The sequence below is a fragment of the Ruegeria sp. HKCCA5763 genome (assembly GCF_013034545.1).
GTDB lineage: Bacteria > Pseudomonadota > Alphaproteobacteria > Rhodobacterales > Rhodobacteraceae > Ruegeria.
The window spans coordinates 363,519-386,274 of record NZ_WQGF01000002.1 but is presented as its reverse complement, the minus strand read 5'-3'; the positions used below and the strand labels follow the sequence as shown (position 1 = coordinate 386,274).

Genomic DNA, 22,756 nt, shown 5'->3' with positions numbered 1-22,756 from the left:
TGATGCTACTCAGTCTCTTCCTCAGTTTCGACCAGAGCAATTGTTCCTGCATCAACCAGTGTTCGAATGGCGCCAACGACCTGAGTCATCGCTTCTTCGGCCTCGGATTGTTTGACTCGTCCGCGTTCACCCATTTCCTCACGCAGGTTTTCCGCCATGCGTGACGAGATATTTGTCAGCAGAAATTCAACCGATGCCTTGTCGTCATCTGCCGCAGCTCCGGCCAGGGCTGTTACAAGCACGGCTTGGTCCACTTCGCGCAGGATGGCCGGAACATCGCGGGCTGTAATGCGGTTCGAAATATGCGCAAAGGTGAAGATCGACTGACGTACGAGTTCTGCAAAGGCGGCATCGTCTTCATCCAATGCGTTCAACAAGTCGTCGCGGGTGGCCGCGGCTGACTGGTTTAAGATCGCGCCAACGCGTGCGCTGGGGCCGTCATCAAACGCCTGCACCGGGCGCTGATCCAGTTGCGCGGCCAGAGACCAGCCGATCCGCTCGACCGCCTCTGGGGTAACGTTCGCTGTTTTCGAGACAGCAAAGGTGATCCTACGCGCCACCGGGCCGGGCATTTGTCCAAGCATCTGAGCGGCTTGCGCGGTATCCATCTTTGACAACATCACTGCGGCCACTTCGGTGCTTTCCGCTTGGGCCATGGCTGCAAGATCTTCGACAGGGATGTCGCGCAGCCTTTGCCACGGGTCACCAACCTGTCGTATCCCGGCCACCTTGCGCAGGCGTGCCGCTGTTTTCGGGGCAATCTTGCCGGTTACCGCATCCAACGCCCCAGCCAAGCCATGCGGAAAGGCCAGGCCGATGTTATCCAGTGCTTCGCCGAACTCCTGCGCCACGGCATCCAGTGTCACGCGGTCCACAAGACCCATTTCGCCAAGCTGATGGGTTAATTTTTCTTGCAGATCGTCAGGGAGTTCCTCAAGCGGAAGATCCGCGCCTTCGCTCAGCAGAAGGCGGACGACAACCGCTGCTTTTTGTCGGTTGCTCAATGTCCGGGGAACAAGCCGTGGTTTATCGTCATTCCCCTTGGCAAGCGGAGCAGCTGCTCCGGGTGCCGTGTGTATCAACGCGTTTGTGTCCTGCATCTGCCTGTGGTGCCAAAATTTCTGAACCACAGGCAGATTACGGAGAATCGGGTTAAATAACCTTGAAGTTTAGTAGTTATAGGTCAGCCCGGTGCGAATGGCTTCGCGCAGGGATGCCTCGGCCCAGGTTCCTTCGCCGCCACGAGCTTTGATCTCGCGCCATTGCTCGATCGCCAGATCGGTTCTGCCTTCGGCGACAAAGCCCTGTCCCATATAACTGCGGGCGAGGATGTTGTCGGGGTTGGACTCGATGGCGTTGGTGTAGAAGGCGTTTGCCAGCTCAAGCTCACCCATTTTGCGGTATGTAAAACCCCAATATGTCAGGACGCGATCATCGTTCTGATCCATGATGCGCAGAATGTTCTGAGCGTTCTCGAATTGCCCATCATAAGCCAACTCGCGCACGGCGTCATACAGTTCATCATCGGTGAAATTGGTCTTGTTCGGTTTGACACAACGCCCCGCGTCCTTGTCGTAGACGCGGCCAAAAAGGCACCTCTTGGTCGTGTTCGTTGGTTTTGGTGGGGTCGTGGTGCTGCCACCGTCGCCGGCTGCATACAAAGCCGGCGCAAAGGCAAAAGCCTGAAGGGCAATAGCTGAAACTAAAACAAGGCGCATTTTCCTACTCCGTTCTCTGGGCTGCTCTGATCAAGCATAGCGCGATTTGATAAAAGGCTAACAATTGCGCTGCCTCTTTTATTCACAAGTAGGAAAGAAAAACCTCAGCTATTGACAGTTTTTACGCAGCTATGGGCTTCGGCGTCCCATTGTGTTCCCGGCGCGCAGGACTGCGTTTGTTCAGTATGGGCGCTGCAGGCCAAGGCGACAGACGCTGAGCAGCCAAGGGCCAATGCGCAAATCAAAGTCCGGATCATCAAGCTTCTCCTGTTCGGGAATGCGCGGACAAGATAACCGATTTTTGATGATCTGGCAAAAGAACAAGGCCCGGATCGCTGCGTACGAACCGGGCCCCTGAACTGTTTGATCTGCTTGATTTTTACTCGCCAAACACACGGGCAAAGATCGTATCGACATGCTTGGTGTGATAGCCAAGGTCGAATTTTTCTTCGATTTCTTCAGGGCTGAGCGCAGCGGTGACATCCGCATCTGCCAGCAACTCTTGCTTGAAGTCGGTCCGGTGTTCCCAGACCTTCAGCGCGTTGCGTTGGACCATGGCGTATGCGTCTTCACGGCTGACACCGGCTTGGGTCAGTGCCAACAAAACCCTCTGGCTCATGACAAGGCCGGGGAACTTGTTCATGTTCTCGAGCATGTTCTCGGGGAAGATCAGCATCTTGTCGATCACACCTGTCAGTCGTGCCAGCGCAAAGTCCAGGGTGATTGTCGCGTCCGGTCCGATCATGCGTTCGACTGAAGAGTGCGAGATGTCGCGCTCGTGCCAGAGCGCCACGTTTTCCATCGCCGGGATCACGGCCGCGCGCACCATGCGCGCCAGACCTGTCAGGTTCTCGGTCAGAACAGGGTTTTTCTTGTGGGGCATGGCCGAGGAGCCTTTCTGACCCATCGAGAAGAACTCGGCACCCTCCAGCACTTCGGTCCGCTGCATGTGGCGGATTTCTATGGCGATATTCTCGATGCTGCTGGCGATCACACCTAGCGTAGCAAAGAAGGCCGCGTGGCGGTCGCGCGGGATGACTTGTGTGCTGATCGGTTCCGGCACAAGCCCCATCTGGTCGCAGACATGTTCCTCAACACGCGGATCGATATTGGCGAAGGTGCCAACTGCGCCGCTGATCGCGCCGGTGGCGATTTCCGCGCGAGCGTCACGCATCCGAGACAGGTTGCGATCCATCTCGGCATAGAACCGGGCAAAGGTCAGGCCCATGGTGGTAGGCTCTGCGTGGATGCCATGGCTGCGACCGATGCGAACGGTGTTTTTGTGTTCAATCGCGCGACGCTTGAGCGCGGCCAGAAGGCCTTCGAGATCGGCGATCAGCAGGTCCGCAGCACGGGTCAGCTGTACGTTCAAACAGGTATCCAGCACGTCCGAGCTGGTCATTCCCTGATGCACAAAACGGGCTTCTTCGCTGCCCACATGCTCGGCCAGATGGGTCAGGAAGGCGATGACATCGTGTTTGGTGACGGCCTCAATCTCATCAATACGGGCTACGTCGAACTCCACATCCTTGGCTTTCCACACGGCCTCGGCATTTTCGCGCGGGATGACGCCCAGATCGGCCATGGCGTCGCAGGCATGTGCCTCGATCTCGTACCAGATGCGAAACTTGGTCTGAGGCGACCAGATGGCGACCATGTCAGGGCGGGAATAACGGGGAATCATTGGCGGCAGCACCTTTATGTGGTTGGGATGAGGCGTTGGCGCGGGGTTTAGCCCCGAGCGCGTTAGGGAACAAGACGTGAGAGCGGGTATGAGACGGTTTGCCCTGATTTTGGCCCTTTGGCCGGGTGTTTTGGCCGCAGATGGCTTCCAGAAATTGTCCGGCTAGGAAATCCTTGCAGCTTTGACGGGCCAGAAATTGGAATATGGCAGCGGGGTCTGGCAAACTTTCGACTCCAGTATGGTCACGCAATATTTCTCGGGTGGGCCGAGTGCAGGTCGCTGGGTGGTGCGCGAAGACCAGTATTGCTCGATCTGGCCACCTTCGGACCTTTGGGCTTGCTACGACGTTTTTCGGAACGAGGATACGATCCGTTTCGTCGACGATGCCGGGGGGCGGACAGATGGCACATTTGCCCAATAAGCGGGCGTGCTGACCTAACGCGTTCAAGACCTGTTGGCACTGGCCGCAGCGCCAGGAAAGTGGATATGCGCGGGTTCAATCCACCTGATCACGACGCGCCAGCACTGGACAAACCGCGCCTTGAAAGTTCAAGCTGTGCGTGAGGAAACTATCAGGTTATTGAGATATGCGTTTATTTTCAGGTCCATTGCTTGCTGCATGCGCTGCCATTTTGTTGGGTGGGGTAGGGTCCGCAGCAGCTGATACCCCGGTGACTTATACTCAGGATGGCCGCGCACTGTTCGGCTTTCATGTTCCAGACTTTTGGGCGCTGCGTACAGGTGGCCCGCGCGAAATCGAAGATACCGAGTTGGGGGATACGCGTGCCGTGTCCCGCGTCATGGGGATGCGCCCGGTTACTGATGATACTGTCTGGATGGGCTTTGTCTCGCCCGCTGGTGTCGCGACCATTGAGGATGGTGTCCGCTATTTGCAGGATATCGACAAGTTTCTGGTCAAGGACCCGACCATCACCAGCACCAGCGACACCCGCATCGGTGGATTGCCGGCGCGTGTTTTTCGGGGAACCGGGCGTCGGGAAAGCAAAGGAGTCAGCTTTACCGCGGCCCTAATTGATCTGCCAAAAAACCGCGTTGCAGTTGCCGTGGCCATCCTTCGTGACGGCGCTAATCCAGATTATGCCGACGATCTGAACGCGGTTTTCGCGTCGTTCCGGTCGTTCCAGTAAGGGGAGGGTGCTATGAGTTTGCGAAACATCAGACGGATTTCTCTTGCGCTGGGGCTGGGGGCTGCGACGTTTTCACTGTCGGCCTGTGATGGTGTCTCGGTCGGGGTCGGTTATGGGTATGACCCGTTTTATGACTCGATGCTCTGGAACGATTACTACCGTCGTGACGTCAATATCGACATCGATCGGCCAGATCGACCAAACCGTCCAGATCGGCCAACGCGCCCTGATCGGCCACAGCCGCCGGTTGCCAAACCGCCTGCACGGCCAAGGCCGCCAACGGCGCGCCCGCCCGCTGCACGGCCGCCTATTCACCGGCCATCGCCGCGTCGTTGATCGCAAAGGCCGCACAGGGGCGGCCTTTTTCTATGGCAGAAGCTCAGTTGTTATATGGGCTGAACCCTCAAGCGTCCGGTGCACAGGGCACTTGTCCGCAATTTCCAGCAAGCGTTGCTTTTGCGCTTGATCCAGCGGGCCTATCAATCGGATTTTGCGACGGAACTGATCCACCTTTCCTTCATTCGCCAGCCCGGCGTCCTGAGCGTGAACCTTGTCGTGACAGACATCCACGCTCACCTTTTTCAACGGCCAGTTCTTTCGGCGCGCATACATGCGTATGGTCATGGATGTACAGGCACCCAGACCGGATGAGACAAAGCCGTAAGGCGACATGCCCTTATCCGTACCGCCGTAAGAAGCTGGTTCATCCGCGACCGCGTGGTGATGCGGACCGGCCTGAATATCCTGCATATAACCGCTTGGGTCTGCTTCGGTCACACGGACGACGCCTTCCGGGGCGCCTGGCGGCGGGGCGGGCGGGCACAGTTTCACATACCGCGAAACCCAAGCTGATATCACATCGGCTGCGTATTCGGCATCGGCCGCGCGCGTGATCAGATGATCGGCATCATCAAGGGTCACAAAGCTTTTTGGATGCTTCGCCGCCAAAAAGATGGTGCTGGCATTGTCTATGCTGACCGTTTCGTCGCGTGGCGCGTGCAGGATCAATAAAGCGGCTTTTAGGTCGGTGATCGCTGCGGTCAGGGCGGATTGGGCAATGTCATCCACAAAGGCCTTGCCGATGCGGAACGGGCGCCCACCCAAAGTCACCTCGGCGCTTCCGTCCTGTTCGATCTGAGGCAGCGCCTCTTCGAAGTGATGTGAGACGTGACCGGGATCTGCTGGCGCGCCCAGTGTCACAACAGCCTTTACCGTTGGAATGCCAGCGCGTGCACGCAAAACCGCCGCACCGCCCAGCGAATGGCCGATCAACAAGGACGGTGCCATGTTCCGCCCCGCCAGAAATTGCGCAGCAGCGATCAAATCCTGGACATTCGAGGTGAAGGTCGTATTGGCAAACTCGCCCTCAGAATGGCCCAGCCCCGTAAAGTCAAAGCGCAGTACTGCAATCCCCATCGCTGCCAAGCGCGCCGAAATGCGCCGGGCTGCGGGGATGTCTTTGGAGCAGGTAAAACAATGGGCAAAGAGCGCTGTCGCCAGCACCGGGCCGTCAGGCAGATCCAGTCGTGCGGCCAATTGGCTGCCGTCATGTCCGGCAAAGGTAATGCGTTCCGTGGGCATGTCGGCTCCTTGAATGGGTTGGGGGAACACGAACAATACTGTGTTCATGTTGCTCTGGTCTCAACCCTTATGTCAGTCGCGTCACGGGAAGGTGAGAACTGAGCACGTGTCGTTTCACCCGAATATCATCACTACGCTGAAGGTTTGAAAGGCGATTTGCATTTCTGGGAGTCACATCAAGTATTGTGAAGTAATGTCGGCCAAACATTCATTTCACTTATTCTCGGTGTGAACACAACTATGCAGCGAAGATGTTGCATTAGGAGATATACATGTCACACGCAGAATTCACCGCCCGCCCGAGACGCGCCCGCTGTGGGTCATCGCGCGGCTGCTGGCCGGTCTCATTGGATTTGCAATCGGACAGTCCTGGCCCGCAAATCTAACAGGGCCACAGGTTCAAGACGAACCAGTTCTTGAAGACTGGCACGGAAATGTCCGCAGATCGCACTGGTCAGAGTGAGGCTTAGGTCTCACTCCAACCCCATCAAGCGGGGATCAAATGGGTACTTGGTCAGGTTCTCGTACCCGTCTTCGGTAATGAGAACCTGATCTTCTAGCTTGATGCTAAAGTCACCACCGACCTCGCCAACGCAAGCTTCGACACACAAAACCATTCCCGGTTCCAGCGCATAGTCATAGGATCCTTCGACGGCCTTATCCGGATAAGCCACAAGCGGCCATTCGTCACAAAGGCCAACGCCGTGCATCAGGCAGCCGTATTTCTGCGCCTGAAACTTGTCGTCCAACCTGTGAGAGTTTGCTGTCAGTTCCGGAATCATCACGCCGGGTTTGAGCATTTCCATGTTGGTCATGATGTGTTCATGCGCGTGCTGCATGGCATAGATCATGTCTTCACGCGGCTTCTGATCGCCAATCCACCAACTGCGGGAAATGTCGATGCAAATCCCGTATGACCCAATCAAGTCGGTGTCGAACGAGATGATCTCGTTCTGCTGGGTGATCCGAGGGCCGCATTCCTGAAACCAAGGATTGGTCCGCTGGCCTGAGGCCAGAAGGCGCGTTTCGATCCATTCTCCGCCACGTTTGATGTTTTCTGCATGCAGGACAGCCCAGATGTCGTCTTCCGAGGTTTTCCCGTCGCCCACATTGGCACGCGCGAACTTTTCCATTTCAGCAACGGCCGTCTCGCAGGCATGGCTGGCACAGCGCATGGCGAGGATTTCGTCAGGCCCTTTGATGGCGCGGGTCTTTTCGGTCACCTCTTCGCCTTCCATGATCTCGAACCCTTGCGCCTCAAGTGCGCGCAGGCCGTGCAGCATGATCTTGTCGACGGCCAGTCGCTTGTTGCCGCCACTGTGTTCTTCGATCAGCACCCGGACTTCGTTCGAGAACACATCCGCAGCCACGTCGACCTTGTCACCCCGGTCAAAGTAAAACAGATCGGCGCCCGAACGTTGTTCACGCACCAGCGGGTTGAATGTGCTGAGGAAGGGCGAATTCTTGTAGTCCCAAATCACCATATAGCCATCAGCGCACAGCAGAACCGCGCGAAACGGGTTATGCGTGTTCCAAAGCTGCATGTTGGTGCTGTCGGTGGCATAGCGAATGTTCAACGGGTCAAACATCAGCAAGCCGTCATAGCCGCGATCTGCAATGGCCCGTGTCAGTCGCTTCCAGCGGTGTTCCCGCATCCGCGTCAGGTTGGGCAGCTCAAGCCCCGCAGCGGCCCATTCGTCAAAGGCCAACTGCGTTGGTCCGATCTCAATCCGATCATTGTCGTTCGGAGTACCGTCACCCAACGTCGCGCCTTTGCTGGGGTCAATCTTGCGCGTGTCTCGGTAGTGTTGATTCATGGCGGGCCTCTTTAAATGCTGCGGCAAAACTAAAGAGCCGACCCGTATCGTCTGACAAAATTGCGACGGCGAGGCTGTCGTTTTCGACCGACACGTGGCTCCGTGCGTGCTAAGTCTTTGTCATGAGGCAGATTCTACAAAACACAATCCCGTATGATGTTGGTAATCCACGTGCTCTGCCCGGGATACAGCCCACAACACTTGAAGGTTGGCTGCATCAGGACGAGGCGTTTTCCGGTCAAATGCAGCGCCGTGAAGAGCTGCTTTGTGATCACCGAGATGACGTTCTGGCCCTTGATCCGCAAGCCGAACATGCCGCCCAAGAGCTGCTGGATATGGTCTTGGCGCGCGTTTACCCGTCAGCAGCTGAGGCAGTTGTCCGACCCGATGGCGCGACGGTCCTCATTGATCGCAGCCAGCCGTTGGATACGTTGTGCAAATTGGTGCAGGAAGACTTCTGCATTCTCCAAAAACTCGGTGAAGAGCATGTTTTGACCGGGGCGATCCTGTGCTTTCCGGCCAGTTGGCGCTTGTCGGAAAAATTCATGCGGCCTCTGGTCGATATTCATGTGCCGGTTCAGAGTTACGACGCCAATATTGCAAAGCGTGTGCAAAGACTGTTCGACGGAATTCAGCCCGGTCGTCCGTTGTGGCGTTTCAATGCTCTTTGGTACGAGGATCCCGAGCTGTTCCAGCCCCGCAGAGCCCATGCCCGACGAGAAATCCCGGATCGGCGCGAGAACTCGTTTTTGCGGAGCGAGCGGCAAACTTTATTGCGTCTGCCCGAAACAAACGCGGTCGTGTTTTCCATCCACACTTATGTGCTGGCCGCGCACGCAGTTGCAGACATGGAAAACCCCGCCTGACGGCGGGGCCTCCAAGGAGGGTCTTGGTAATTCAGTTACATGCCCAACGCATCTGCAACATCGGCAAACGCATTGCTGGCGTTCAGTGCTACAATGGCAAAAGTGAACACAAGCACCTGGGTATTCAGGCGGAAATCTTCGCCTCGGATCAGGTTGACGGCGGCCATTGACACAGCGATTGGCGCTGAAACGCTGGCCAGAACACCTGTCATGCACCAGCTGCTCAGCCGCAAGACATCGCTTGGGCGTTCACCATCTTCTGTTATTTTGGCTCCAGGCGCGGTCTGGTCAAACGGGGGCGTGTCTTCGCTGCGGAACGCGATGCTGAGCAATTGCTCATCTGTAAGCTGGATCGGACGTGCCGTCGGGGCGTGAAGTGCACTAACAGTGTCGTCCAGCTCGGGCAGGTTGACGCCGGTGAACTGACCGGTCAGTGACTGAAAAATCTGTTTTCGGTCGCGCGTTGCGGGATTAGGCGCCAGGGTGTCGAAGGCGCTCATGAATTGTTCGACCGTTAGCACCGTGCTCGGCGAAAGCCATTCGACTCGCCGGGTCGAGCAGATATCGACCATGCGATACAAAATGACCACCAGCATCAGTTCCGAAATCTCAGTATCATCCAATAACGGGGACACGGGGGTGACTGATAGCACGAGCCGGTTTTGAGGATGTGACACGCGGGGTTTTGTTATGGTTTTTAACCCCGCGGCACGGTCCATACGCTCGTAACGGTCTTCCTGCTCGGGTGTGCCTGTATCCAGCGTAAGGCGAACCAAGTATTGGCTCGATACGATGCTAGATTCGGAATAACTGAGCAACGCTTTGCGTTCGACCAGATGGCCATAATCTTCAAGCGTTGTGGCAACGATGGTTCCAAAGCGCTCAAGAGCGCCGTTTGCGTCACCATCAAATTGCAGGCCGCCATGGTAGCTGTGCTTCCGAGCCACTGCTTTGTCCTTATTCAAGCTTTGTTCGAAAGACACTTTAGCAACCGTTCTGGGGGAGAATTTGGCGAAAAATGCAAAAAACCGAAATTTTCCCGCGATTGATTACGCTTTGGAAACCAAGAAACTAAAGGCTTTTGTTTGTCACTGTGGCGGAAATGTGGCGAAAACGGGTGCTGCGCATGTTTTCCGTGCGGCGACGTTATTGATCGATTCGGGAGGCCATGATCGCGATGGATTGCTGATACACTGAGGCTGCGTTCCACTGCTGCAATACACGGAAATTTGGCTCTCCTGGCTGATAGCCGCGCCCCGGTTTCCAGCCCTTCTTGCGAAGAAAATTTGCGGTTGAAGCCAGTGCGTCCGTCATGTTGTAGAAATCCACACGCCTGTCGCCGGTGGCATCGACCCCATAGGTCAGAGCATTGCCTGGCAGGAATTGCGTGTGGCCCAACTCGCCATGTTTTGCCCCTTTTGTCGCCATTGTGATACTCCCCTTGTCCACCAATTTCAGCGCCCCAATTGCGTGCGGAATAAAGAACTCGGATCGGCGACAATCATAGGCCAAAGTGGTTATTGCGGACACAACCTGGCTGTCGCCCATGAAGTTTCCAAATCCGGTTTCCATGCCATGAATGGCGATCAGCACGCCTGCTGGTACACCGTATTGGCGCTCAAACGCAGCATAATAGTTGGGGTTGGCGGCTTTGCGTTTGCGCCCTTGAGCGACGATAGTGTCGGCCCCTCGGACCCGCATGAATTTGTCCAGTGAGTATTTAAAGCTTTTCTGATTGCGGTCCGCCGCGATGGTGCGCGTTGCGTATTGCGTTTGCGACAGCGCACGTAATCCCTTTTTTTTCACCCCGGCCTTTCGTGCCTGTTTCGCAAAATCGGTTTTCCACGCCTCAAAGCCAGCGCTGGTATTCCCGCATGGGGCGGCCAAAGCGGGGGCGGTTAGAGACAAGGCAAGGATAGCAGCGAGGCGAAACATAGGTTAAATCCAACGAAGAAGAAATCTGACTTCAGCGTAGCGCGGGTGTCGAGATCGGAAAAGAAGCTAGTAGAGATCTAGCTCTCCTTTTTCCTTTAGCGTCTCAAACCATTCATCCGGGGTGGCCTTGATGCGGGCATGTTTTACCATCATGGCGTTCATGTTTGGCAGGTTGGACGCATCTGGCCAATCCTCTGGTTGCCAAAGGTTCGCGCGGATAACGCATTTGGGGCAATGCGCAAAAGCGGTTTCAACATGAATCAGCAGCGCCAGTTTTGGGGGGTGGCCACCTACAGCCATTTCTGCCAGCAGGTGAGGGTCTGCGCAGATCCGGGCCTCGCCCCTAAGTCTGAGTGTCTCCATCTTGCCAGGCACAAAGAAGATCACGCTGACACGCGGGTCCTTTAGAACGTTGTGAAAGGTATCCACCCGTTTGTTGCCCGGCCTGTCCGGGATGGCGATCAGTGTGTCAGACACTACCTGAACAAAACCAGCCGGGTCCCCCCTTGGTGAGATGTCCAGGTATCCGTCAGGGTTGGCCGAGGCGATCAAGCAGAACGGTGACGTTGCGATGAAGTCGCGGCACATCCGGTCCAGCGCGTTCAGTTCTTTGGCGAGGATCTGAGGCAGAGGGGAGCCTGTGATACGCTCAAGGTCCTCTGCCGTGGTCACAATGTTGGAAAACTTTGAAAAAGCGTTCATGCGATCTCTCCTGCATTGGGATCGATGGGCAGAAGTGTGAAAGATCAGCACTAACGAAACAAGGGCGCCCGATTGGACGCCCCTGCAGATTTAAACCCAAGCCCAGCTTAGCAGCTGTAATACATGCCGTATTCAACCGGGTGCGGGGTGTGCTCGTAGGTTTCGACCTCTTCCATCTTCAGTGCGATATAGCCGTCGATCTGGTCTTTGGTGAAAACGTCGCCCTGCAGCAGGAAGTCGTGATCAGATGCCAGAGCTTCCAGAGCTTCGCGCAGGCTGCCGCAAACGGTCGGAATATCGGCCAGTTCTTCGGCAGGCAGATCGTACAGGTTCTTGTCCATGGCTTCGCCCGGATCGATCTTGTTCTTGATGCCGTCCAGACCAGCCATCAGCAGTGCGGCAAACGCCAGATAGGGGTTCGCAGCCGGATCCGGGAAGCGGGCCTCAACGCGCTTGGCTTTGGGGCTTTCGGTCCATGGAATACGGACACAACCCGAACGGTTACGGGCCGAGTAGGCGCGCAGAACGGGCGCTTCGAAGCCGGGGATCAGACGCTTGTAGCTGTTGGTCGCCGGGTTGGTGAAGGCGTTCAGGGTCTTGGCGTGCTTCAGGATGCCGCCGATGAAGTAGAGTGCTTCGTCTGACAGGTCGGCGTATTTGTCACCTGCGAACAACGGCTTGCCGTCTTTCCAGATCGACATGTTCACGTGCATACCAGTGCCGTTGTCACCCGCGATCGGCTTCGGCATGAAGGTCGCCGATTTGCCGTAAGCATGCGCAACGTTGTGGATAACGTATTTGTACTTCTGCAGCTCGTCCGCTTGTTTGGTCAGGCTGTCGAAGATCAGGCCCAGTTCGTGCTGGCACGAGGCAACCTCGTGGTGGTGCTTGTCGACCTTCATGCCTAGACGCTTCATGGTCGACAGCATTTCCGAACGCAGATCCTGCGCTTCGTCAACCGGGTTCACCGGGAAGTAGCCACCCTTGACGCCCGGACGGTGGCCCATGTTGCCCATCTCGTACTCGGTGTCGGTGTTCCACGACGCGTCGGTCGCATCAACTTCGTAGGATACTTTGTTGATACTGTTCGAGAAACGAACATCGTCGAACAGGAAGAACTCGGCTTCCGGACCCATATAGGCAACGTCGCCGATGCCGGATGCTTTCAGGTAAGCTTCGGCTTTCTGAGCAGTACCGCGCGGGTCACGCTCGTATGCTTCGCCAGTGTCGGGTTCAACAACCGAGCAGTGCAGGCAGATGGTCTTTTCCGCGTAGAACGGATCGACATAGGCGCTGCCTGTGTCGGGCATCAGTTTCATGTCCGAAGCTTCGATCGATTTCCATCCCGCGATGGACGAACCGTCGAACATAAAGCCTTCTTCCAAGAAGTCCTCGTCGACCTGATCGGCCATGATCGTCACGTGCTGAAGCTTACCGCGCGGGTCGGTGAAGCGGATGTCGACGTATTCTGCGTCTTCTTCCTTGATCAGCTGAAGAACTGCGTCCTTGCTCATTCTCTTGTTTCCTCTGACTTGAAGATTTGAGTTTTACAGCGCGTCCGAACCGGTCTCGCCGGTACGGATACGGATGGCTTGTTCAATTGGTGAGACAAAAATTTTGCCATCACCGATTTTGTCGGTTTTTGCGGCCGAAACGATGGCTTCGATGGCGGCATCGACCTGATCATCGTCCAACACGACCTCGACCTTCACCTTGGGCAGAAAGTCGACGACATATTCTGCGCCACGGTAGAGTTCCGTGTGTCCTTTCTGGCGGCCGAAGCCTTTGACTTCGATCACGCTGAGGCCCTGGACGCCGACGTCCTGTAATGCCTCTTTCACTTCGTCCAGTTTGAACGGCTTGATGATCGCTTCGATCTTTTTCATCCCGGCTCACCTCGCATGGTTGTCAGACCCGCAGTGATCACGTCTAAGATCAGGCGGCAATGTGATTGCGGAATTGTTGTGCGGCGGGCAGGGCGAATTTCGAGGCTGGGTGAGATTTTGGGCATGTTGCACAAAAAGTAATCGAAATTGAATCGCGGAAAGGATTGAGATGACAGAGTTGCTGACAGCGGCCCAAATGCGGGCGATTGAGCGGGCCGCCATCGAGTCCGGTAAAGTGACAGGTCTGGAACTGATGGAACTGGCCGGGCTGGGCGTTGTCGACGCGATCTTCGAGGAATGGCCGGAGTTGCGGGATCGAGGGGCCAGCCCCTCGAGCTCCCCGAGGTATTTGGGGCCAGATGAAGGGGATCCCTGGCGCGCGGTGGTTTTGTGCGGGCCTGGGAACAATGGTGGCGACGGGTTTGTTGTTGCGCGTCTTCTGCGAGAGTTAGGATGGGAGGTTGAGGTTTTTCTGTATGGGGAACCAGAAAAGCTGCCTCCGGATGCGCGGGTGAATTATGAGCGGTGGGCCAAGCTTGGCGAAACGCATTCCAGGGTGATCGATCCTGCGCCGTTTCATGACGATTATTTGCGCTTTCCCGACAGATTTGACCTGATTGTTGATGGGCTGTTCGGAACCGGGTTGACGCGTCCCTTTAGCGGCGTGTTTGCTCTCTTGGCTCTCGAAGAAACAAGATCTCTAGTTCGAAAGAAGGGCGCGCGCATCGTCTCGATCGACACCCCAAGTGGTCTGTGTGCAGACAGCGGTCATGTGATCGGGAATGCGATTGAAGCCGATCTGACGGTCACCTTCCATGCAAGAAAGATTGGGCATGTGGTGGCCGATGGACCGTTGAAGTGCGGCAATGTCAGAAACAAGTCCATCGGTCTTGCTCATTCTGAGCTCGACCGAGTCGTACGCTTGATGTCTTCACAGGATGTTTTGGTCGCGAAAGATGTCTCTGATCACAAATACACCCACGGTCACGCCCTAATCCTTTCGGGCGGTTCCGGAAAAACAGGCGCGGCGCGGTTAGCGGCGCGGGGGGCGCTACGAATTGGGGCCGGGTTGGTAACATTGGGGGTACCGCCCTCGGCACAGATGGAAGTGGCCAGTCAGATCACGGCTTTGATGATGCAACGGGTTGAGGGGGCGGAGAGTTTGGCTGAGGTCCTGAGCGACACGCGCCTGAATGCGCTTTGTCTGGGGCCAGCGCTTGGATTGCAGCGAGCTCGTACGTTGGTTTCTGTGGCTTTGGCGGCGAGACGGGCGACAGTGTTGGATGCCGATGCCTTGTCAGCTTTTGCAGACGATCCGGGCGTCTTATTTGAGCAGATTCACGAGAAATGCGTTCTGACACCGCATGGTGGAGAGTTTGCGAGGCTTTTCCCGGACATTGCAGAGAAGCTGAATGCGGTGCCAACCAAAGGCCCGGCTTATTCCAAGGTTGACGCTACGCGGGCCGCGGCGAAACGGGCGGGGTGTGTGGTTCTCTTCAAAGGGCAGGATACGGTGATTGCGTCACCAGATGGACAATGCTCGATCAATGCGGCGTGTTACGAAAGGGCGGCCCCTTGGCTGGCAACCGCTGGGTCCGGCGACGTGTTGGCGGGTTTCATCACGGGTTTGCTGGCTCGTGGGTTTGCACCGATGCAAGCAGCCGATACGGCGGCGTGGCTGCATGTGGAATGCGCGCGCCAATTCGGGCCCGGTTTGATCGCCGAAGATATTCCAGAGCAACTGCCCGAAGTGTTTAGAAAGATGAATATTTGAGTGTGTTGGCGGGGAATGGCTCAATCCACACAAAACCGGCAAAATTCCGCCGATCGCGTCTGTATGATTACAGAGCGAGTGTTTGCCAGACACACATTCGGACGGCACAGTTTTTCTGAGCACCTCCGAAACGGATTGGCGGTGATGTGTTTAAGTTAATGAAATACATTGTAAAACTTTCACGACCGCTGTGCCCAGTGTTGCGAATTTGCAATTCCTTTACAAAACAGCGCGCTGTTATCTGGAACGTCGATGCTCGGTAATCAATTAGACGGGGTGAAAGACCCGAACCATTCATGGTGAGTGAAATGACTTTTAAATTCAAAACCCTATCCGTTGCCGCCACGTTGACAGCGACGACGGTCATCCCGGCTGCGGCAGAACTGAAATATGAAAACAACACTGGTGGTTATGTTCTGCTGTACGGGCAACTGCACCCTGCGCTGATCTCGGTCGATGACGGACAAGATACCGAGACCCGCGTTTTGGACAACGATTTGTCGAACAGCCGCGTGGGCCTGCGCCTGATGCAGCCATATGGCAGCAATGAGTTCCAGTTTTGGTTTGAAACGGGTCTTGGTTTGCCGGGGTCCGCGTCGGCCGATCAATTTGGAACCAACGCTGATGGCTGGAATCGCGAAGACATTCGCCACGTGGATTTCTCGCTCAAGGGCGGCTATGGCAAGTTCTCAGCCGGTCAGGGCAGTATGGTCGCTGATGGTGCCGCTGAGGTCGATCTGTCTTATGTCGGAACTGCGCTTTATTCGTTTACCAATGATGAAAACGCAGGCTTCTTTTATCGCGATACGACCGGTTTGCTGAGCGGAATTACTGTCGGAGACAGCGCAAGCAACTTTGACGGCGGGCGCCGTGGGCGTGTGCGGTATGATACGCCATCGTTGAATGGGTTTTCGGCTGGTTTTGCGTACGGTCAGAATATCCTGTCCAGCAGCGACGATGATGACTATTACGACATTGGCCTGTTCTATGAAAACACCTTTGCCGGTGGTGTGAAATTCGCAGCAGCCATTGCTTATGCGGTGAGAGATCGGGATGACAATTCCGGGGATAGCAAAGACACGATAGGCTCTGCGTCGGTTCTGCTGCCGAGCGGTCTGGGATTTACGATCGCGGGTGGTACGCGTGACGATGATCAGGCTGGTGCAACGGATCCGAATTACTGGTACGGCAAAATTTCGTACGAAGGAAACTGGATTTCATGGGGAAAGACGGGTGTCGGTATTGATTACTATGACGGTTCGGATTTCGACAGCAACGGGTCGGACACCAAGGCCTGGGGTATCGCGGTGGTTCAGAAAGTCGACGCGATCGATACAGACGTTTACCTGAAATACCGCAACCACGACTTTGATGACGGATCATCCTTTGACAACAACGAAGCCTGGGTTCTGGGTGCGCGTTGGAAGTTCTGATCGACGTGACAGCGCCAAACGTAAACGCCCCGGTTTCCGGGGCGTTCTTTTTTGCGGTTTAGGCGATCAAATGCTGTTGGATTCCGCCTTTGCCCCTTGCACGTAAGCTGCTGGCCAAATAGAAGGCGTCAAATTTGCCCGGCGCGCCCTTTTTGCGCGCCCCGAATCCTATGGGGACTACCATAATGCAGGTTACCGAGACGCTGAACGAAGGTCTGAAACGTGGCTACAACATCGTTGTGACCGCAGCCGAGCTGGACGACAAGGTCAATGAAAAGCTGACCGAAGCGCAGCCGGAAATCGAAATGAAAGGTTTCCGCAAGGGCAAGGTGCCGATGGCGCTGCTTAAGAAGCAGTTTGGCCAGCGCCTGCTGGGTGAAGCGATGCAGGAAAGCATCGACGGTGCGATGAACCAGCACTTTGAAGACAGCGGTGACCGCCCTGCGCTGCAGCCCGAGGTCAAGATGACCAACGAGGATTGGAAAGAAGGCGACGACGTTGAAGTGGCGATGTCTTATGAGGCACTGCCTGCAATTCCCGAGGTTGACCTGAAGTCGGTCGAGCTTGAGAAGCTGGTTGTCAAAGCTGACGATGCTGCTGTGGAAGAAGCACTGAACAACCTGGCCGAAACTGCGCAGGATTTCAAAGCGCGTCGCAAAGGTTCGAAAGCCAAAGATGGCGATCAGATCGTATTCGACTTTGTCGGCAAGGTTGACGGCGAAGAGTTCGAGGGTGGATCGGCCGAAGATTATCCTTTGGTTCTGGGCTCGAACAGCTTCATCCCTGGCTTTGAAGAGCAGTTGGTTGGTGTGAAGGCTGAAGAAGAAAAGGACGTCAACGTCACTTTCCCCGAAGAATACGGTGCCGAGCACCTGGCTGGAAAAGATGCCGTTTTCACTTGCACCATCAAAGAAGTGAAGGAGCCGGTGGCCGCAGAAGTAAACGACGAACTGGCCATGAAATTCGGCGCCGAAGATCTGGACGCCCTGAAAGCGCAGATTTCCGAACGTCTGGAAGCAGAATACGCCGGTGCATCGCGTGCGGTCATGAAGCGCACTCTGCTGGATGTGCTGGACGAGAAAGTCTCGTTCGACCTGCCGCCGTCGCTGGTGGAAGCCGAAGCCAAGCAGATCGCGCACCAGCTGTTCCACGAGGAAAACCCGGACGTGGAAGGCCATGACCACGGCGAAGTGGAGCCCACGGAAGAGCACACCAAGCTTGCAGAGCGCCGTGTACGTCTCGGTCTGCTGCTGGCCGAGTTGGGCCAGAAGGCCGAGGTTGAAGTGACCGACGCGGAAATGACACAGGCGATCATGAACCAGGCGCGTCAGTACCCGGGTCAAGAGCGTCAGTTCTTTGAGTTCGTTCAGCAGAACGCTCAGATGCAGCAGCAAATGCGTGCGCCGATCTTTGAAGACAAGGTTGTCGACTATGTGTTCGAGCTGGCTCAGGTCAGCGAAAAGGACGTGAGCAAAGACGATCTGCAAAAAGCCGTAGAGGCTCTGGAAGAGGAGTAATCCTCTTCCGCCCATTCCCAATGGGCACAAAGCAACGGAGCCGCCTGTTGATCAGACGGCTCCGCATGGGTGGCTTTTGTATCTATGAGGTGAGGGGGTCAGGCCTCATGAGCAAAAGCGCGGGGGGTTTCTAACAGAGCGGTTCTCTGCTCTGGGGTGAACGTGTCCATCAGCGTCTCTATCAGCTTAAGGACATCCTGCCGCTCAGCTTCGGTTTTTGCGGCGTTCATCTGTTCCACAAAATACTTCTCAAGATCGGTGAGCGGTTGGTGGTTGGTGTTGGCTGGCGCTTCAGTTTTGCCCTGAGCAAACAGTTCCAGCGCCTGTTCATCGGACATAAAGACATCGTGATCGATGCCAGCATAGTCGCGGATGCCCGAAATACGCTCGTCTGAGCAATCCATCAGAGCTGCCATTGCCACCACTTTACCCATAGGTTTGGCTGAGCCAAGGTAGTCATATGGAGCGTTTCCTGATCGCTGGAGAACGCGGTTCATGACCGGGTCGATGACGGCGATCGAATCCAGCACGCCAGCGGTTTTTGCATATTCGAACGATCCGATCATGACCTCGCTGGTGACATAGGACACAGAGTTTTTGCCGCGGCCGCGGCCCAGTTTCTTGGTGTCGACGCAGAAACGGGTTGCTTCCCAAACCTGCGAACTGCGGAGTGGTGGCTCTCCGTCCAAGATCGAGTTGAATACGTCCGACAACATGTGTGGACCAGTTGTCTGCAACAGGCGCATACAACCGACGACTTCCCCCTCGTCGTCGATGCTGACCACATACGCAGGATTTAGGTCGTCGAACATGTCGCGCTCGCGACCGTCCACGATATTAACTTCCCAGCCCAAACGATCCCCGAACACACGAGCCCGAAGCTTGAACATATCGTCCAGGACGTCTTTGAATTTATGTTGGTTGATACCATCAATTACGATGATCATTTCCATCCCCCTGCAGTCTGGTTACCGTGACACAACATTTAACCATATTGTGATCGGGGACTATTGGGGATTTCCCGTATTTTTGCGATTTTTTACTTAACCCGGTGCTATTAAGCCCAGACCTATTGCCCGTCCGATGGCTTGGGGAGTGGTCAGCGCGCCCAGTTTTTCCCGACCCGACCGCATGTGAACCTCAACCGTTCGGTGCGAGATAGACAAAATATCGCCGACATCTTGTTGGGATTTGCCTTCGGCAACCCATTGCAAAATCTCTTTTTCGCGCGTGGACAGGGCAGGGAGGTAAAGCGCTTTGGCCAGAACGCCAGACTGCATAACCATGTCATGAGCATGCACAGCCGCCATTTGCAGATCGCCCATAACATGCTTTTTCAGCTTTTCCCACTCACCGTCTGAACAATCGCGTGTCACGCTGAGAATCCCGCACTCGCCATAAGGACCACGAACAGGGACAGTCAACCCGCGTGGGGTAATGCCAAAGTCATGCGCGTCGCGAAAAACAGCGTTGAAGTTTTCGTCCTGATTAAAGCGGCTCCAATCGACCGGGGCGATGCTTAGAACGGATTGATAGATTGTGGGATCGAAATGGTGATACCCGTGGCTGCCATAATGAATCTTCCACTCGTCAGGATAGTTTGCATATCCTTGCACATCCCCTTTGACAGGGTTCATCGTGGCATAGGACGCGTAGTCGAATCCAAGCTCCTCGCAGACAGAATTTATAACGTCTGCGGTCGACTTTTCCTCGTGGTCAAGCGCGGCCAAGTCTATCAGTTTCACCTGTCCAACCTTTGTTTAGCCCTTCCCATCCCTCAAGAAGTGCCAAGTTTGTCCGTATTCAACGCTACGTTGCGTCAACCGATGCGCAAAGCGCAAGGGAAGTGTTCATATCTCGCAGTTTGGTGCGTGTTTTGCGCAACATTAAACCTCGAATGCGGCTGAATATGGTGATATTGCGGGGGATTTGACGTGAATTCGCGTCGAATGTCCATAGTTAATCGCTAGATTGTGCAGACTGCTACTGCGATTTCAATCCAGTTTCTACCAGCAATCCGCGAGCTTTGGCCTCGGGCCAATACCCTTTGGCATACAGAAAGATCGCGCGTTGCTGGTCTCCATCAGACAGCAACCATGCCCCGCGCAGGTATTTGCCTGCGAATTCTAGGTTGGTATCCGCGTCCAGCAATCCTTCGGCATTGCCTTTGTATCCCATGGACCGTGCTGTGGCTGGGAGGATCTGCAATAGCCCATAATATGGGCGGTTCACTGCCCATGGGCGGTGTGTGCTTTCGCGGATGGCCAGTTTATGCACAAGCTCACGGGGCAGCTCGTAATGGTCTGCCCATTTGTTGATCGACGCTCTGAGTTCAGGGGTTTCGTTTGGATATAGCGGTGGGTTGTATAGGGACGTGTCCGCTTTGGAGACTTCTCCGCCACCACAGGCAAGCAGTGGCGTTGCGAACAAAAGAGCAAGAATGCTGCGGCGAGGGTAAACAGGCATCATGAATCTCCGGTCAATAGGGCGCTATGATATGGAACGTTTGTCCGGTCGCAACACTAGCGATCAATTTGGGCCGAAATTTGCTGGTGTGACTGCGGCGCCCAAAAAAGGCCGCACAAATTGCGCGGCCTTTGGATTGGTAGGTTCGAAACCTGATCAGGCTTTCGCTTCGTCTTCCTCAGCAGGAGGGACTTCGGCAACCAGGTCATCATCATCTGACGCAGCCGAGCCGATGTCGTCGAACAGTTCGGCGATTTCGAATTCAGCAGCGGCTTCTTCTTCAGCAGCCAGTTCCTGGATCGATTTACCCGATGCCTGAAGTTCAGCTTCTTCTTCCGAACGAGCAACGTTCATCTTGATCGCGACTTCGACCTCGGGGTGGAGACGAACACCAACGGTGTGCAGACCCAGTTCCTTGATCGGAGCAAGCAGGACGACCTGTTTCTTGTCGACGGTGAAACCGGCCTCAGTCGCAGCGTCTGCCGCGTCACGCGGGGTGACAGAGCCGTACAGAGCGCCAGCATCGGATGCCGAGCGAATCACGATGAACTGCTGACCGTCCAGCTTTTCAGCCAGTGCTTCAGCTTCTTTCTTGGTTTCCAGGTTGCGGGCTTCCAGCTGCGCTTTCTGGGCTTCGAACGAGGCGATGTTCGCATCGGACGCGCTCAGCGCTTTGCCTTGGGGCAGCAGGAAGTTGCGGGCATAGCCGGGCTTGACGTCAACGACGTCGCCCATCTGACCCAGTTTCGCAACGCGTTCCAGCAGGATAACTTGCATGTCAGTGTCTCCTTACTTCACGGCGTAGGGCAGCAGGGCGAGGAAGCGGGCGCGTTTGATAGCACGGGCCAGTTCACGCTGCTTTTTCGCCGAAACGGCGGTGATGCGCGAAGGAACAATCTTGCCACGCTCAGAGATGTAGCGCTGCAGCAGACGGGTGTCCTTGTAGTCGATTTTCGGCGCGTTCTCACCCGAGAACGGGCAGACCTTACGACGGCGGAAAAATGGTTTTGCGGCCATGGTTTAGTGTCCTTTCCTCAGGCGGTGATCAACGACGCTCGCGGCGGTCGCCACGTTCGTCACGCTTCTGCATCTGAATCGACGGGCCGTCTTCGTGGCCGTCGACCTTGATGGTCAGAACACGCATGACATCGTCATGCAGGCGCATCAGGCGTTCCATTTCCTGAACCGCACCCGAGGGGGCATCGGTCTTCAGGAAGGCATAGTGGCCTTTGCGGTTTTTGTTGATCTTGTAGGCCATCGTCTTGACGCCCCAGTACTCGCTGTCGACGAGGCTGCCGCCATTGTCGGCCAGTACGGTGCCAAAGTGTTCGACGAGGCTTTCCGCCTGCGCGTTGGACAGGTCCTGACGCGCGATCATTACATGCTCATACAGTGGCATGTGCACTCCTGTTTATATCAAGGCGCATTTCATAGGCGGGGCCATCTGGTCCTTCGCGACCCTGCCACGAGAGGCTGCGCGATTCATATGACTGCGAAGGATGGCCCCGTATACACGTTTGAGCGGGCGGGGCAAGCCCTGCCACATATGCCTTTGAGACGCCGCCCAATTTCCTTTGGGGTGCCCAATTGCTGACGCTTTTCGGCTCAAAGTTGTTTTGCATACCGGACGATACCCGGAGCCAATTTTTATTCGACAGTAACCTGACAAAAGGTGAAATGTTATGACCGCGATGAACACAAACACATACCGGGAAGATGCGGCGGGATCGCGTTTTGAGCACTCGGTCCCGGTACTGATCACTTTCGCGCCGAATTGGAAGGCGCGTTTGATCCTGGCGCGGATGGTTGGCGCTTTTCTGATCGTATCGGCGTTTTCCATGTGGCTGATGCCGGGGTCCGTCATTGGGGCTGAAGTCTGGCCCATCAAGATGGCCGCTTCGATGCTGTTTTTGATCGTTGGTGTCAGCCTGCTGACAATCGAGGTTCTTGATCCTCGTCCTGATGCCTATTTCGACCCAATTCGCCGCGAAGTACGAGTGCTGCAGAAGAACGAGGACGGGCGTCCGCAGACTGTTTTGCGCCGCAGCTATGACTCTTTGGGTGGTGCGCGTTTTGAAGAGAATGAAGTTCATCTGTTTGACGTGGACGGAAGCTTGTTGATGAAGCTGCCGCTTGAATCGGCGGATGTCAGCCGAGCCCTGAAAGGACAGCTGAGCAAAAGCGTAACAATTTTCGGCTGATATTTATTCTGTTCAAAAAGGAACAGAA

The 22,756-nt window shown here is 55.7% G+C and carries 24 protein-coding genes; 8 read left to right on the top strand and 16 right to left on the bottom strand.

The window, feature by feature from the left end:
* Positions 1–5 precede the first annotated feature (5 nt).
* From GOV89_RS06320 to purB, 3 genes are all read right to left on the bottom strand, one after another.
* Complete coding sequence (locus GOV89_RS06320) at positions 6–1,100, bottom strand: flagellar motor switch protein FliG (RefSeq protein WP_171237805.1); 1,095 nt, start codon at positions 1,098–1,100, stop codon at positions 6–8.
* A 69-nt stretch (positions 1,101–1,169) separates the two neighbouring features.
* Entirely contained in the window at positions 1,170–1,718 is a 549-nt protein-coding gene (locus GOV89_RS06315) for a hypothetical protein (RefSeq protein WP_171234524.1), read from the bottom strand.
* Positions 1,719–2,097: 379 nt separating this feature from the next.
* The gene (gene purB / locus GOV89_RS06310) at positions 2,098–3,402 is read right to left on the bottom strand and encodes an adenylosuccinate lyase (RefSeq protein WP_171237804.1); all 1,305 of its coding nucleotides are present in this window, start codon (positions 3,400–3,402) and stop codon (positions 2,098–2,100) included.
* Positions 3,403–3,583: 181 nt separating this feature from the next.
* Here purB and GOV89_RS06305 point away from each other — a divergent pair, with 181 nt between their 5' ends.
* From GOV89_RS06305 to GOV89_RS06295, 3 genes are all read left to right on the top strand, one after another.
* Positions 3,584–3,823, top strand: a complete 240-nt coding sequence (locus tag GOV89_RS06305) for a hypothetical protein (protein WP_171237803.1) — start codon at positions 3,584–3,586, stop codon at positions 3,821–3,823.
* A gap of 166 nt (positions 3,824–3,989) precedes the next feature.
* Positions 3,990–4,550 carry a hypothetical protein gene (locus tag GOV89_RS06300; protein ID WP_171237802.1) on the top strand — a complete coding sequence of 187 codons (561 nt, stop codon included), beginning with the start codon at positions 3,990–3,992 and terminating at the stop codon, positions 4,548–4,550.
* 12 nt (positions 4,551–4,562) lie between these two features.
* Entirely contained in the window at positions 4,563–4,886 is a 324-nt protein-coding gene (locus GOV89_RS06295; RefSeq protein ID WP_171179562.1) for a hypothetical protein, read from the top strand.
* Between the two features lie 30 nt (positions 4,887–4,916).
* Here the strand turns inward: GOV89_RS06295 and GOV89_RS06290 are convergent, their stop codons facing one another.
* Together GOV89_RS06290 and dddP are read right to left on the bottom strand one after the other, a co-directional pair.
* The gene (locus GOV89_RS06290) at positions 4,917–6,131 is read right to left on the bottom strand and encodes a bifunctional alpha/beta hydrolase/OsmC family protein (RefSeq protein WP_171179564.1); all 1,215 of its coding nucleotides are present in this window, start codon (positions 6,129–6,131) and stop codon (positions 4,917–4,919) included.
* A gap of 473 nt (positions 6,132–6,604) precedes the next feature.
* The gene (gene dddP, locus GOV89_RS06285) at positions 6,605–7,948 is read right to left on the bottom strand and encodes a dimethylsulfonioproprionate lyase DddP (protein WP_171237801.1); all 1,344 of its coding nucleotides are present in this window, start codon (positions 7,946–7,948) and stop codon (positions 6,605–6,607) included.
* A gap of 122 nt (positions 7,949–8,070) precedes the next feature.
* Here dddP and GOV89_RS06280 point away from each other — a divergent pair, with 122 nt between their 5' ends.
* Positions 8,071–8,814: a DUF3445 domain-containing protein gene (locus GOV89_RS06280; protein ID WP_171237800.1), complete on the top strand. Its 744-nt coding sequence runs from the start codon at positions 8,071–8,073 to the stop codon at positions 8,812–8,814.
* A gap of 35 nt (positions 8,815–8,849) precedes the next feature.
* Here the strand turns inward: GOV89_RS06280 and GOV89_RS06275 are convergent, their stop codons facing one another.
* From GOV89_RS06275 to GOV89_RS06255, 5 genes are all read right to left on the bottom strand, one after another.
* Positions 8,850–9,761, bottom strand: a complete 912-nt coding sequence (locus GOV89_RS06275; RefSeq protein ID WP_371809969.1) for a hypothetical protein — start codon at positions 9,759–9,761, stop codon at positions 8,850–8,852.
* A gap of 199 nt (positions 9,762–9,960) precedes the next feature.
* The gene (locus tag GOV89_RS06270) at positions 9,961–10,749 is read right to left on the bottom strand and encodes a lytic transglycosylase domain-containing protein (protein ID WP_171237798.1); all 789 of its coding nucleotides are present in this window, start codon (positions 10,747–10,749) and stop codon (positions 9,961–9,963) included.
* Positions 10,750–10,815: 66 nt separating this feature from the next.
* Positions 10,816–11,451, bottom strand: coding sequence for an MSMEG_1061 family FMN-dependent PPOX-type flavoprotein (locus GOV89_RS06265; protein WP_171237797.1), 636 nt, complete (start codon positions 11,449–11,451; stop codon positions 10,816–10,818).
* A 107-nt stretch (positions 11,452–11,558) separates the two neighbouring features.
* Positions 11,559–12,965, bottom strand: a complete 1,407-nt coding sequence (gene glnA, locus GOV89_RS06260) for a type I glutamate--ammonia ligase (protein ID WP_171179577.1) — start codon at positions 12,963–12,965, stop codon at positions 11,559–11,561.
* Between the two features lie 33 nt (positions 12,966–12,998).
* Positions 12,999–13,337 (bottom strand): P-II family nitrogen regulator, encoded by a 339-nt coding sequence (locus GOV89_RS06255; protein ID WP_171179579.1) that lies wholly within the window; start codon positions 13,335–13,337, stop codon positions 12,999–13,001.
* Positions 13,338–13,506: 169 nt separating this feature from the next.
* Between GOV89_RS06255 and GOV89_RS06250 the strand changes: the two genes are divergently transcribed.
* From GOV89_RS06250 to tig, 3 genes are all read left to right on the top strand, one after another.
* On the top strand, positions 13,507–15,111 hold the full coding sequence (locus tag GOV89_RS06250) for an NAD(P)H-hydrate dehydratase (RefSeq protein ID WP_171237796.1): 1,605 nt from the start codon (positions 13,507–13,509) through the stop codon (positions 15,109–15,111).
* Between the two features lie 308 nt (positions 15,112–15,419).
* Positions 15,420–16,544 carry a porin gene (locus tag GOV89_RS06245; protein ID WP_171234512.1) on the top strand — a complete coding sequence of 375 codons (1,125 nt, stop codon included), beginning with the start codon at positions 15,420–15,422 and terminating at the stop codon, positions 16,542–16,544.
* Between the two features lie 185 nt (positions 16,545–16,729).
* A complete protein-coding gene (gene tig / locus GOV89_RS06240; protein ID WP_171179584.1) occupies positions 16,730–18,061 on the top strand; it encodes a trigger factor in 1,332 nt (443 codons plus the stop codon).
* A gap of 98 nt (positions 18,062–18,159) precedes the next feature.
* On the opposite strand, the gene GOV89_RS06235 is transcribed toward tig, so the two are convergent.
* The 6 genes from GOV89_RS06235 to rpsF all read right to left on the bottom strand — a co-directional run bounded on the left by GOV89_RS06235 (position 18,160) and on the right by rpsF (position 21,926).
* On the bottom strand, positions 18,160–19,008 hold the full coding sequence (locus GOV89_RS06235; protein ID WP_171237795.1) for an acyl-homoserine-lactone synthase: 849 nt from the start codon (positions 19,006–19,008) through the stop codon (positions 18,160–18,162).
* Between the two features lie 96 nt (positions 19,009–19,104).
* Positions 19,105–19,806: a LuxR family transcriptional regulator gene (locus GOV89_RS06230; protein WP_171179589.1), complete on the bottom strand. Its 702-nt coding sequence runs from the start codon at positions 19,804–19,806 to the stop codon at positions 19,105–19,107.
* 238 nt (positions 19,807–20,044) lie between these two features.
* Complete coding sequence (locus tag GOV89_RS06225) at positions 20,045–20,527, bottom strand: transglycosylase SLT domain-containing protein (RefSeq protein ID WP_371732260.1); 483 nt, start codon at positions 20,525–20,527, stop codon at positions 20,045–20,047.
* Positions 20,528–20,683: 156 nt separating this feature from the next.
* Positions 20,684–21,304: a 50S ribosomal protein L9 gene (rplI, locus tag GOV89_RS06220; RefSeq protein WP_171237794.1), complete on the bottom strand. Its 621-nt coding sequence runs from the start codon at positions 21,302–21,304 to the stop codon at positions 20,684–20,686.
* A gap of 12 nt (positions 21,305–21,316) precedes the next feature.
* On the bottom strand, positions 21,317–21,544 hold the full coding sequence (gene rpsR, locus GOV89_RS06215; RefSeq protein ID WP_005608650.1) for a 30S ribosomal protein S18: 228 nt from the start codon (positions 21,542–21,544) through the stop codon (positions 21,317–21,319).
* Positions 21,545–21,572: 28 nt separating this feature from the next.
* On the bottom strand, positions 21,573–21,926 hold the full coding sequence (rpsF, locus tag GOV89_RS06210) for a 30S ribosomal protein S6 (RefSeq protein WP_171179594.1): 354 nt from the start codon (positions 21,924–21,926) through the stop codon (positions 21,573–21,575).
* Positions 21,927–22,209: 283 nt separating this feature from the next.
* On the opposite strand from rpsF, the gene GOV89_RS06205 reads away from it, so the two are divergent.
* A complete protein-coding gene (locus tag GOV89_RS06205) occupies positions 22,210–22,728 on the top strand; it encodes a hypothetical protein (protein ID WP_171237793.1) in 519 nt (172 codons plus the stop codon).
* Positions 22,729–22,756: the final 28 nt, after the last annotated feature.

Excerpts from the sequence above, each read along its gene's own strand:
- GOV89_RS06265 (WP_171237797.1), bottom strand. The coding sequence starts at position 11,451 with ATGAACGCTTTTTCAAAGTTTTCCAACATTGTGACCACGGCAGAGGAC.
- GOV89_RS06225 (WP_371732260.1), bottom strand. The coding sequence starts at position 20,527 with ATGCCTGTTTACCCTCGCCGCAGCATTCTTGCTCTTTTGTTCGCAACG.
- GOV89_RS06295 (WP_171179562.1), top strand. The coding sequence starts at position 4,563 with ATGAGTTTGCGAAACATCAGACGGATTTCTCTTGCGCTGGGGCTGGGG.
- rplI (WP_171237794.1), bottom strand. The coding sequence starts at position 21,304 with ATGCAAGTTATCCTGCTGGAACGCGTTGCGAAACTGGGTCAGATGGGC.
- GOV89_RS06270 (WP_171237798.1), bottom strand. The coding sequence starts at position 10,749 with ATGTTTCGCCTCGCTGCTATCCTTGCCTTGTCTCTAACCGCCCCCGCT.
- rpsR (WP_005608650.1), bottom strand. The coding sequence starts at position 21,544 with ATGGCCGCAAAACCATTTTTCCGCCGTCGTAAGGTCTGCCCGTTCTCG.
- glnA (WP_171179577.1), bottom strand. The coding sequence starts at position 12,965 with ATGAGCAAGGACGCAGTTCTTCAGCTGATCAAGGAAGAAGACGCAGAA.
- GOV89_RS06315 (WP_171234524.1), bottom strand. The coding sequence starts at position 1,718 with ATGCGCCTTGTTTTAGTTTCAGCTATTGCCCTTCAGGCTTTTGCCTTT.
- GOV89_RS06245 (WP_171234512.1), top strand. The coding sequence starts at position 15,420 with ATGACTTTTAAATTCAAAACCCTATCCGTTGCCGCCACGTTGACAGCG.
- GOV89_RS06205 (WP_171237793.1), top strand. The coding sequence starts at position 22,210 with ATGACCGCGATGAACACAAACACATACCGGGAAGATGCGGCGGGATCG.
- tig (WP_171179584.1), top strand. The coding sequence starts at position 16,730 with ATGCAGGTTACCGAGACGCTGAACGAAGGTCTGAAACGTGGCTACAAC.
- GOV89_RS06235 (WP_171237795.1), bottom strand. The coding sequence starts at position 19,008 with ATGATCATCGTAATTGATGGTATCAACCAACATAAATTCAAAGACGTC.
- GOV89_RS06250 (WP_171237796.1), top strand. The coding sequence starts at position 13,507 with ATGACAGAGTTGCTGACAGCGGCCCAAATGCGGGCGATTGAGCGGGCC.
- dddP (WP_171237801.1), bottom strand. The coding sequence starts at position 7,948 with ATGAATCAACACTACCGAGACACGCGCAAGATTGACCCCAGCAAAGGC.
- GOV89_RS06280 (WP_171237800.1), top strand. The coding sequence starts at position 8,071 with ATGAGGCAGATTCTACAAAACACAATCCCGTATGATGTTGGTAATCCA.
- GOV89_RS06300 (WP_171237802.1), top strand. The coding sequence starts at position 3,990 with ATGCGTTTATTTTCAGGTCCATTGCTTGCTGCATGCGCTGCCATTTTG.
- GOV89_RS06320 (WP_171237805.1), bottom strand. The coding sequence starts at position 1,100 with ATGCAGGACACAAACGCGTTGATACACACGGCACCCGGAGCAGCTGCT.
- GOV89_RS06255 (WP_171179579.1), bottom strand. The coding sequence starts at position 13,337 with ATGAAAAAGATCGAAGCGATCATCAAGCCGTTCAAACTGGACGAAGTG.
- purB (WP_171237804.1), bottom strand. The coding sequence starts at position 3,402 with ATGATTCCCCGTTATTCCCGCCCTGACATGGTCGCCATCTGGTCGCCT.
- rpsF (WP_171179594.1), bottom strand. The coding sequence starts at position 21,926 with ATGCCACTGTATGAGCATGTAATGATCGCGCGTCAGGACCTGTCCAAC.
- GOV89_RS06290 (WP_171179564.1), bottom strand. The coding sequence starts at position 6,131 with ATGCCCACGGAACGCATTACCTTTGCCGGACATGACGGCAGCCAATTG.